This is a genomic window from uncultured Desulfovibrio sp. (assembly GCF_910584445.1).
Classification (GTDB): domain Bacteria; phylum Desulfobacterota; class Desulfovibrionia; order Desulfovibrionales; family Desulfovibrionaceae; genus Desulfovibrio.
The window spans coordinates 53,053-62,440 of the sequence record NZ_CAJUBO010000015.1 but is presented as its reverse complement, the minus strand read 5'-3'; the positions used below and the strand labels follow the sequence as shown (position 1 = coordinate 62,440).

The 9,388-nt window shown below is 67.6% G+C and carries 8 protein-coding genes; 6 read left to right on the top strand and 2 right to left on the bottom strand.

Features of this window, described 5'->3' with window-relative positions:
• Window positions 1-494: fluoride efflux transporter CrcB (gene crcB, locus QZ294_RS08225; RefSeq protein ID WP_297048845.1), on the top strand; the 494-nt coding region annotated here is incomplete at its 5' end.
• Window positions 495-512: 18 nt separating this feature from the next.
• On the opposite strand, the gene QZ294_RS08220 is transcribed toward crcB, so the two are convergent.
• Entirely contained in the window at window positions 513-935 is a 423-nt protein-coding gene (locus tag QZ294_RS08220) for a hypothetical protein (protein ID WP_297048843.1), read from the bottom strand.
• Between the two features lie 650 nt (window positions 936-1,585).
• Here QZ294_RS08220 and QZ294_RS08215 point away from each other — a divergent pair.
• The 4 genes from QZ294_RS08215 (at window position 1,586) to QZ294_RS08200 (ending at window position 6,626) form a co-directional block, all read left to right on the top strand.
• The gene (locus QZ294_RS08215; protein ID WP_297048841.1) at window positions 1,586-2,338 is read left to right on the top strand and encodes an ABC transporter ATP-binding protein; all 753 of its coding nucleotides are present in this window, start codon (window positions 1,586-1,588) and stop codon (window positions 2,336-2,338) included.
• Window positions 2,332-3,558, top strand: coding sequence for an FtsX-like permease family protein (locus tag QZ294_RS08210; RefSeq protein WP_297048840.1), 1,227 nt, complete (start codon window positions 2,332-2,334; stop codon window positions 3,556-3,558). The genes QZ294_RS08215 and QZ294_RS08210 overlap by 7 nt, the downstream gene beginning before the upstream one ends.
• A 2-nt stretch (window positions 3,559-3,560) precedes the next feature.
• Window positions 3,561-5,327: an SUMF1/EgtB/PvdO family nonheme iron enzyme gene (locus QZ294_RS08205; protein ID WP_297048838.1), complete on the top strand. Its 1,767-nt coding sequence runs from the start codon at window positions 3,561-3,563 to the stop codon at window positions 5,325-5,327.
• Window positions 5,328-5,399: 72 nt separating this feature from the next.
• The gene (locus QZ294_RS08200; RefSeq protein WP_297048836.1) at window positions 5,400-6,626 is read left to right on the top strand and encodes an MFS transporter; all 1,227 of its coding nucleotides are present in this window, start codon (window positions 5,400-5,402) and stop codon (window positions 6,624-6,626) included.
• A 37-nt stretch (window positions 6,627-6,663) separates the two neighbouring features.
• On the opposite strand, the gene QZ294_RS08195 is transcribed toward QZ294_RS08200, so the two are convergent.
• Window positions 6,664-7,908 (bottom strand): mechanosensitive ion channel domain-containing protein, encoded by a 1,245-nt coding sequence (locus QZ294_RS08195; protein WP_297048834.1) that lies wholly within the window; start codon window positions 7,906-7,908, stop codon window positions 6,664-6,666.
• A gap of 296 nt (window positions 7,909-8,204) precedes the next feature.
• Here QZ294_RS08195 and QZ294_RS08190 point away from each other — a divergent pair, with 296 nt between their 5' ends.
• A complete protein-coding gene (locus tag QZ294_RS08190) occupies window positions 8,205-9,335 on the top strand; it encodes a branched-chain amino acid ABC transporter substrate-binding protein (protein WP_297048831.1) in 1,131 nt (376 codons plus the stop codon).
• Window positions 9,336-9,388: the final 53 nt, after the last annotated feature.

Sequence of the window (9,388 nt, the reverse complement as noted above, 5' to 3'; positions counted from 1 at the left end):
CTTGTGGCGGCCAATCCCGGCGCGTTCTAGGCACGGATGCCCTGGACCTGAAACGAAAAACGGCGCGCGGCCCAAAGGCCGCGCGCCGCATCAACATCAGCATGCTGCACTCTCTGTTCGCCGTCTGCCTGGGCGCCTGCGCCGGCGCCAGCCTCCGCTGGCTCGCCAATCAGGCGCTCAATCCCCTTGTGGCCGCCCTGCCGCTGGGCACCCTGGCCGTCAACTGGCTCGGGGGCTGGCTCATGGGCGTGGCCCTGGGGATCTTTTCCCTCTTCCCCCACGTTGCCGGAGAATGGCGGCTGCTCGTCATCACCGGCTTTCTCGGCTCGCTGACGACCTTTTCCGCGTTTTCGGCGGAAATGACGGCCCTTCTCCAGCAGGGGCGCTGGCTGCTCTGCGCCTGCGCGGTGACCCTGCATGTGGCCGGCTCCATCGCCCTGGTCTTTCTCGGCCTCGGCAGCGTGGCCCTGGCGCGCAGGCTGCTGGCGCCATAGGCCTGCCCCGCGGCGGCATCATCCCGCGACAGGCGCATGCCCGCCCGCCAGTGTGGGAATGCGCCGCCAGTACCATTCGCACACGAGCGTGGCGTCCTCCGGGCGCCATTCGCCGCATTGCTCGAAATGGCGCAGCACATCGCGCTCCACCGGGCTTGGCTCGGCCATGCCCCGGAAGCACTGGCGCAGACGGAAAAAGATGACCACACATTCAAAGAGGCTGAAGCAGTCCTCCTCGGAACCGAAGCCCTGCGCCAGCAATGCCGCGAATTCCTGATAAAAGGGATTGTCCTCGGGAACGCAGGCGTCAAACTCTTCCGCATGTTCGATGAGATAGCGCAGGCTCCGGCAGAACAGCACCTGGCGGGGATCGGCCGAGGCATGGGCGATGCGGGCCGCGTACAGTTTTTCCAGATCATTCCGATGGCGGGACAGCGACATGCGGGCACCTCGGCGAATATGCATCAAGAAATATTCCTTCATAAACAGTACATGAAATGATTTCTTTTATCAAATAATAAATATCCATGACGGTCTCCGAACGCCTTGGGCGCCCTGTCCTGTCCGGCCCGGCGCGGGGATGGGCAGCGGAAAAACCCCTTTCCCTCGCGGAAACGACCAGAGCGTAGTTTCAGGCCACATTAAAGTACGTTATAGTTTTTTCAGCGAGGAAAGGAGATTTTTCCGCTGGCCGCCCGAAGCGGAGCGAAGGGCGGGGGCTGTCGCCGCAAGGATCCTAAAAAATAAGATTTTTTTGCGCTGGCAAGGAAGTGGACGATTTTGGGAGGGAATGTACTTAAGTACATGACCGACAAAAATCGTCCAGTGACGCCGCCAGCGCAAAAAGAGCTGTTTTTGACGGATGATTGTGGCATTGCACAAGCTGCCACATCCCAAGCCAGCAGTCACATTAATAGAATAGGTCCAGACCCTAGTTAACGGAGTTTCCTGACTCCTGAACCTGTTTTCCCGCCTCTCCCGGCGGGAGCCGCGCTTTTTCCTCGACCTTTGCCGCCCGGTTTGGCATGCTCGGGGCACGGCGCGCCAGAGTCCGGGCCGGAAACCGGCAATGGCCGCCGCAGAGGCCGGACATGCTCTATGCCATAGAAAATCTCGTCAAACGCCGCCAGCGCGAACAGGGCTACCGGCTGCTCATCCGCAGCCTGCGCGTCCCGCGCGGGGCGCGGCTTGCCATCACCGGACCAAGCGGCTGCGGCAAGAGCACCACCCTCGACCTGCTCGGGCTGGCCCTGCGGCCCGACAGCGCGGAACGCTTCAGCTTCGCGCCGCGGGCGGACGCCCCGCCGCTGGACGTGACGGCCCTCTGGCGCGGGGAACGCCACGACGCCATGGCCGCCCTGCGCCTGGAACACATGGGCTATGTGCTCCAGTCCGGCGAACTTTTGCCCTTTCTCGACGTGGGCGAAAACATGACGCTCACGGCGCGGCTCGCCGGCATGCCGGCCGCCGAGGCCGCCGCGCGGGCCAAAGGGCTTGCCGAAGCCCTGGGCGTGGACCACCTGCTCGGGAGCATGCCCGCCACGCTTTCCGTGGGCGAACGCCAGCGCGCGGCCATTGTCCGCGCCCTCACGCCAGGGCCGCAGCTCATCCTCGCCGACGAGCCGACCGCCGCCCTGGACCCCGTGCATGCGGCCCGCGTCATGGATGCCTTTCTCATGGCGCTGGAGTTCCACCAGGGCAGCCTTGTCCTCGTGACGCACAATGCTGACTGGGCGCGCCGGGGCGGACTCGCGGAACTGGCCTTCCGCATGGAGGAGGACGACGAGGGGGTCACCGCCGTTCTGGACGATGACAACGCCCATGCGGAGGCCGCCCCATGCTGAAAAAGCTCGGCCTTGCCCTGCGCCTTGCCGCGCGCGACTGGCGCTTCGAGCGCTCGCTCACGCTCTGCGCCATCCTCGCCCTGGCGAGCATGCTCACGCCCCTTCTGGTCCTTCAGGGGCTGAAGAACGGCGTCATCGAGGGCATGCGCCAGCGCCTGCTGCAAGACCCCACGGTGCTCATCATCACGCCCAAGAGCGACGGCGGCCGCTTCAGCGCCCGGACCGTGGCAGACCTGGGGCGCCTGCCGGGCGCGGCCTTCGCCATCGGCCGCACCCGCGAGACGGCCACGGACATCACCCTCGCCGCCGGAGAAAACGGCGACGGCAAAAGCGCCAGCCTCTCTCTGGAGCCGAGCGCCCCCGGCGAGCCGGTGCTGGCGCACCACGGCATCCCGGCGCCCGCTGACGGCGCGCGGCCGGAACTGGTGCTCTCCGCCCCGGCGGCCCGCGCTCTGGGCGCGGCGCCCGGCGACCTGCTGCTGGCGCGCCTGGGCCGCCGCACGCCTGACGGACGCCTGGAATCCGCGCGGCTGGTCTTCCGCGTGACGGCCGTCCTGCCCGAGACGGCCGCCGACCGGCGCATGGCGTTCGCCCCCCTGGCGACCCTGCGGGATCTGGAAGACTACCGCGACTATCTGGAAGTGCCCGGCCGCGGTTTCACGGGCGAACCCCGCGCCGGAGAACGGGAATATGCCTCCTTCCGGCTCTATGCGCGGGATCTGGACGCGGTGGAGAGCCTCGCCGCCGCCCTGGAGGCACGCCATATCGAGACGCGCACGCGCTCGCGGGAGATCGCCGCCATCCGCCTGCTGGAATCGTCCATCAACCAGGTCATCCTCATCATCTCGCTGGCTGTGGGCGCGGGTTTCGCCGCCTTCACCCTGAGTTCCGTCCAGGGCGCGGTGGAGCGCAAGCGCCGCATGCTCGGCATGCTCCGGCTCCTGGGCTTTCCCCATGCGGCGCTCATGCTCTACCCCATGGCGCAGAGCCTGCTCACCTCGCTCTGCGGTCTGGGCCTCTCCTGTCTGGTCTCTGCGGCGGTGAGCCTCGGCATTGCCAGGGCCTTCGCGCACGAGGGCGGCGCCATCGCCTGCCGCCTCGGCCCCATGGACGTGGCCTGCGCGGCCGCCGCCGTGGTGGCGCTTTCGCTGCTCTCCACAGCACGGGCCGCCCGCGCCGCGGCGGCTGTCGAACCCTCCATCGTCATCCGCGAGGTGTGACCATGCACGCGCCCGCCTGTCGTCGTCTGCCGGGGGGCATCTGCGCCGCCCTCGCCGCCCTGTTCCTGCTTGCGCCGCGCCCCGCGCCGGCGGCCTTCACGTCCGCCAATGACGGCGTTCCCGTGGAGACAGCCTGGAACCCGCGCCCGGCGCGGGACGACATCGTCCTGCCCATGCCCTGCGGCCTTTCCCTGAGCCTGCGCGCGGTCCGCGTGCCCGCCGGCGGACTCATCAAGGACAGGACCTTTTCCATGGGCGTGGTCAATGCCGCGGATGGCGAACGCCAGGTCTATGAACGCCAGTTCGACGGCCATATCGCCGCGCCCTTCACCCTGACCGACCTGCCCGCCGGCTGGCGCCCGGCCGTCGCCGCCGACGACACCGCCCAAAAGACCGCCGGCGACACCTTTTACTTCATCGGCAAGTACGAGATCAGCCGTCTCCAGTGGGAGGCGGTCATGCGCGCCGTCAACGACGACGGCAGTGTGGACGCGGACGCCTGCCCGGTGAAGGGCGCGACGGCCCCGGCGGGCGCCAACCTGCCGGAGGGCGGCATCTCCTGGTTCGACGCCCAGCGCTTTCTCCAGAAATACAACGCGTGGCTGGTGCGCGAGCATGCCGACAGCCTGCCGCGCTTCGCGGGCACAAAAAATGTGGGCTTCCTGCGCCTGCCCACGGAAGAGGAATGGGAGTTCGCGGCGCGCGGCGGCGCCAGCGTGCCCCCGGAATGGTGGGCGGACAAGGACGTTTTTCCGCTGGAGGACGGCAAGGCGCTCAAGGATTACGGCGTTTTTTCCGCTGACGCGGTCCTGTCAGGCCCGGCGCCCATCGGCTCGCGCAATGCCAATCCCCTCGGGGTCCACGATACTCTCGGCAATGTGCGCGAAATGACGGACGGCTTTTTCCGTCTTTCCATTGCGGACATGCAGTCGGGGATCGTGCGCCGGCGGCTCCACGGGGCGGCGGGCGGCATCCTCGTCAAGGGCGGGAGCTTCCGTAGCGACGCGGCGGGCGTGGCGCCGGGGCGCCGCGACGAGGTGCCGCTCCTCACGGCATCCGGGCCGAGCAGGCCCGAAGACCTGGGCATGCGCGTGGCGCTTTCCGGGATCAATATCCCCAATGCCGAGCGGCTGGAACTCCTGCGCCGGGAAGAACGCGCCCCCGCGCCCGCGGCCGCCAGGGCGGGGCGCACGCCTCTGGAGGCCGTGGAGGCCCTTGCCGCCGCCGCCCCGGGACTCAAGCCCCAGCTCGACCAGTTGCGCGCCATGCTTGAAGATCAGGAAAGCGCCGCCCGCCGCGAACGCGCCGGAACGCTGGAACACGAATTCCGCTCCCTGCTCTATCAGGCCGAAACCCTGCGCGCCTTTGCCTTTCGCTACAGCGCGGCGTACAAACAGCGGGAAAAGATCCGCGAGATGCTGAAAAAACCCATGGACGCGGCCACCAGGGCGCAGGCCGAAAAGCTGCTGGCCCAGGCCGGGAGCGACCTCAAGGATTACCTCGAGTCCCTGCGGATGGGCGCGGGCTATTACCGCGCGAGCCTCGGCCTTGTGGGCGCGGCCCCGGCGGCGGAGACGGAACGGCTCGCCGCGCAGTGCCGCCGGGAATACGGGGGCGCGGGCGTGTTCAACACCCACATGACGCAGAATATCGCCGTGCTCGAGGACTGGCTTGCCCGGGCGCGGGCCAGGGGCGTCGCTTCCCTGAGCGTCAGGGACATCCTCAAGGGGATCCTCCCGGAGCAGCATTTCAAAGTGTTGCCGCTGTAGACAGGAAGTAGACAGGAACATGCCGCAGCGCGTCTCCCGGCGATGGCGCGGCAACGCACGGACACGACGATCATGTTTTACGGCTGGAAACTGAGCTTCCTCACCATGGGCTGCAACTTCATGCTCCAGGGGAGCGCGCTCTACTGCATGAATGCCTTCATGGAACCGCTGTGCGAGCTGCACGGCTGGTCACGCGCGGGACTCAACGTGAGCATGGGCCTTGCCGCGCTCATGGGCCAGCTCGCCATGCCGCTGGCGGCGGCGGTGTCCACCCGGCACTCGTTGCGCGCGCTCACCACTCTGGGCGCGCTGTGCGGCGGCGTGGCGACCGTCTGCATGGGCATGACGGACAGTCTGCGCCTGTTCACGCTGTTCTTCATCATCCTCTGGGTCTGCACCCAGTTCTGCGGGGGCGTGGTGGGCAACGCGCTCATGAGCCGCTGGTTCCGCCATTTCCAGGGGCGCGCGTTCGGCCTGGCAAATGCCGGGACCTCCCTTTCCGGCGTCATCCTGCCCTTCCTGAGCATGGTGCTGATCCACGGCTGCGGCGTGGCGGCCTCCTATGCGGCGCTGGGCGCCCTGACCCTTCTGCTGGCGCCACTTTCCTGGTTCCTCGTGCGTGACGAGCCGCAGGCCATGGAGCTGCATCCCGACGGCCGGCGGCATGAACCGCGCGCGGCGGGGGTGGCGCGGGTCAACGCCTCGTTCATGGCGCTGGCGCATTCACGGCAGGCGTGGTTCGTGGGGCTGGCCTTCGGCCTGGCGCTCATGACCGGTTCCGCCGTCATGAGCCAGATGAAGCCCCGCTTCGCGGACATGGGCCTCGCCCCCTATCCGGCCATGCTCCTGGCGTGTCTTTCCGCCCTGTTCGCGGCCCTTGCCAAGTACGCCTGGGGCTGGTTCAGCGACCGTTTCACGCCGCTTGCCGCCGCCAGGCTCATCATGGCCTGCAGCGTGGCGAGCCTGCTCCTGCTGCAACTGCCGCCATCGCTGGTCAGCATGGCCCTCTTCAGCATGGCGTTCGGCAGTTGCATCGGCGGCCTGTGGACAGTGCTGCCCGCCGTTGTTTCCTACTATTTCGGCAGCCAGAACTTCCTGTCGGCCTACAAGTTCATCTCCTTCTTCATCATCCTGCGCTGCGCGGGCTTTCCCGTCATGGGGCTTTCGCATGACCTCTGCGGCAGCTATGCACTGGCGGATATCTTTTTCGGCGTGTGCCTGCTGCTCTCTTGCGTTCTCACCCTGCTGCTCCGCAGGGACGACGCTGTGGAGAATACGCCGCGCAGGCACCGGCATTGAGGGCCGGCCGGCGGGGGCAGACGCAGCGCGCGGCCGCTCACGCGCCGGGCGGCGGGGATGCCGCGCCGGCGCCGGGGTCCGCTGCGGGGGCAGGCGCGGCGCCCGCGGCAGGGCCTGCGCCCTGCGGCGTTTCCGTCAGCAGCACATGGGTCGTGGGATAGGCGCTGGGGATATGCCCGGCATTGAGCCGCTCCTGAATGGCGAGGTTGACGGCCGAACGCGTCAGCTGGAACTCCCGGATGCCGCTTTGCCGCACCACATAGAGAAGCTGGAACCGGTAATTGGCCGTGCCGAACCCGAGCATGCAGGCGCGGTCGAAACTGCAGCGCGGGAACGAGTCCACCACCTCGCGCAGGATGTCCGGCACGCGCCTGACCACGTCCATGGGCGTTTCGTAGGCCACGCCGATTTCCAGCACCACCGGGCGCTCGCGCACGCTGCCGAGATTGACGATGACGCCCCGCGTCATTTCGGAGTTGGCGCAGATGATGAGGTCCCCCTCCAGACTGCGGAGATGGGTGGTCTTGGGTCCCATGTATTCCACATCCCCCGCCTTGCCGCCGGCAAGCTGCACATGGTCGCCGATGCGGAAGGGCTTGTCGAGCAGGATGACGATATAGCTGAAAAAATCCGCCAGGATCGCCTGCCCGGCCAGACCCACGGCCACGCCCACGATGCCGAGTCCCGCAATGATGGTCGAGACGTGGAAGCCCATGTTGTCCAGCAGGAAGGTGAGTCCCACGGCCCAGATGATGCCCGTGATGATGGGCATGAGGGAACGGGTCTGGGAGGTCTTGAGCGTCTCGCCGTGGCGGCGCATGTAGAGGTCGAGATTGAACGGCACCAGCGAGGCCACGAACGCGATGCCCGTGATGGTGCAGATGATGGAGAAAAGGGAGGCGATGGCGGTGGCGTAGGCCGGCGCGAGCCTGAGCATGTGCGCCCCCCAGGCCAGAATGGCGAGATAGAGCAGCCGCCTGAGGTTGACCATGACGCGCTCGAACATGGCGAAGTCCATGGCGTTGAGCGTGCCGTCCCCGCCGTCGGCGCCCTTGCCGCCGGCGCCCTTGCCCGAGGGCGCGCTGCCCCCGCCCTCCAGATGGTACTTTCTGGCGGCAAAGGCTTCGAGCCTGCGCTGGCACCACGGCGAAAGCGCGTGGATGGCCGCCGCCATGAGGCACATGCCGCCGAAGATGCAGGCCAGCCGCAGGGGCGGGTTGCTCGCAAGGAATTGCCGGTAATCGAAATATTCGAGCAGGATCTTCCAGGTATCGGGGTCCATCCGTCGCTCCTGTGACCGGTGGGGAGCCGCACCGCGCGGAGAGTCCGGCCACGGCGCCAGTATGCCCCATTTCCGCGCCGCGCGCCAGCGGCGGGACCGCCCGCGCCCGGACGCCACCCCGGGAGCGCGAGGCGTGGCGGCCGCCGTCGTCCGCCATCTGGGGCGCTCACCGGGCGATGCCCCCTGATAACGCGCAGGGCGCTCCGGCATCCCGCGCGGGATTGGGGCTTTTGCTTTGTCGAGTTTTGCGGTACGATGCCGCCACTTTCAACATTGCCGCTTGTGAGAGGTTCCGCATGAAGAGAGTTTTCGGCCTGCTGGGCGCGCTGGCGCTCGCGCTTCTGCCCGTGCTGATCGCCCGTCCCGCCCTGAGCGGGGAAATCAAGGTGGGCCTCATGTGCCCGCTCACGGGCAAGTGGGCCTCCGAAGGCCAGGACATGAAGAACATCGTCAGCCTCCTGGTGGACGAGACCAACGCCCGGGGCGGCATCAACGGCGATACGGTGCGTCTGGTGGTGGAGGACGACGCCGGAGACCCGCGCACCGCGGCCCTTGCCGCCCAGAAGCTCGCCTCCGCGGGCGTTGTGGCGGTCATCGGCACCTACGGCTCGGCGGTGACCGAAGCGAGCCAGAACATTCTGGATGAATCCGGCCTGGTGCAGATCGGCACCGGCTCCACCAGCGTGCGCCTCACGGAAAAGGGGCTTGAGCGCTTCTTCCGCACCTGCCCGCGTGACGACGCCCAGGGCAAGTCCGCGGCCGCGGCCATCAAAAAGGGCGGCTACAAGGCCGTGGCCCTGCTCCACGACAATTCCTCCTACGCCAAGGGCCTCGCCGAGGAAAGCCGCGCCGCGCTGGAAAAGGACGGCATCAGGGTCATCTTCTTCGACGCGCTGACGCCGGGCGAACGCGACTACACGGCCATCCTCACCAAGCTCAAGGCCGCCAATCCCGACCTGATCTTCTTCACCGGCTATTACCCCGAGACCGGCATGCTCCTGCGCCAGAAAAAGGAAATGGGCTGGAACGTGCCCATGATGGGCGGCGACGCGGCCAACCATCAGGACCTCGTCAAGATCGCCGGGCCTGAGGCCGCCGCAGGCTATTTCTTCATCAGCCCGCCGCTGCCGCAGGATATGGACACGAAGGAAGCCAGGGACTTTCTCGCGGCGTACAAGGCCAGATACGCCAGCGTGCCCGTTTCGGTATGGGCGGTGCTCGCCGGGGACGCCTACAAGGCGGTGGAGGCCGCGCTGACCGCGGGCAAGACCGAGCCGGAAGCCATGGCCGCGTGGCTCAAGGGCCTCAAGGACATGCCCGGCCTTTCCGGCAGCCTCGGCTTTGACGCCAAGGGCGACCGGGTGGGAGAATTCTACCGCACCTATGTGGTCAACGGCGCGGGGACCTTTGAACTGCAGCCGCGCTAGCCTCCGCGCGCGACCGCAGCCACTGGGGACCCGCATGGGGCTTGCGGCGGCCT

What these genes read in the sequence shown, in the direction of transcription:
- QZ294_RS08220 (WP_297048843.1), bottom strand. Translation starts at nt 935, where the DNA reads ATGTCGCTGTCCCGCCATCGGAATGATCTGGAAAAACTGTACGCGGCC.
- QZ294_RS08215 (WP_297048841.1), top strand. Translation starts at nt 1,586, where the DNA reads ATGCTCTATGCCATAGAAAATCTCGTCAAACGCCGCCAGCGCGAACAG.
- QZ294_RS08210 (WP_297048840.1), top strand. Translation starts at nt 2,332, where the DNA reads ATGCTGAAAAAGCTCGGCCTTGCCCTGCGCCTTGCCGCGCGCGACTGG.
- QZ294_RS08205 (WP_297048838.1), top strand. Translation starts at nt 3,561, where the DNA reads ATGCACGCGCCCGCCTGTCGTCGTCTGCCGGGGGGCATCTGCGCCGCC.
- QZ294_RS08200 (WP_297048836.1), top strand. Translation starts at nt 5,400, where the DNA reads ATGTTTTACGGCTGGAAACTGAGCTTCCTCACCATGGGCTGCAACTTC.
- QZ294_RS08195 (WP_297048834.1), bottom strand. Translation starts at nt 7,908, where the DNA reads ATGGACCCCGATACCTGGAAGATCCTGCTCGAATATTTCGATTACCGG.
- QZ294_RS08190 (WP_297048831.1), top strand. Translation starts at nt 8,205, where the DNA reads ATGAAGAGAGTTTTCGGCCTGCTGGGCGCGCTGGCGCTCGCGCTTCTG.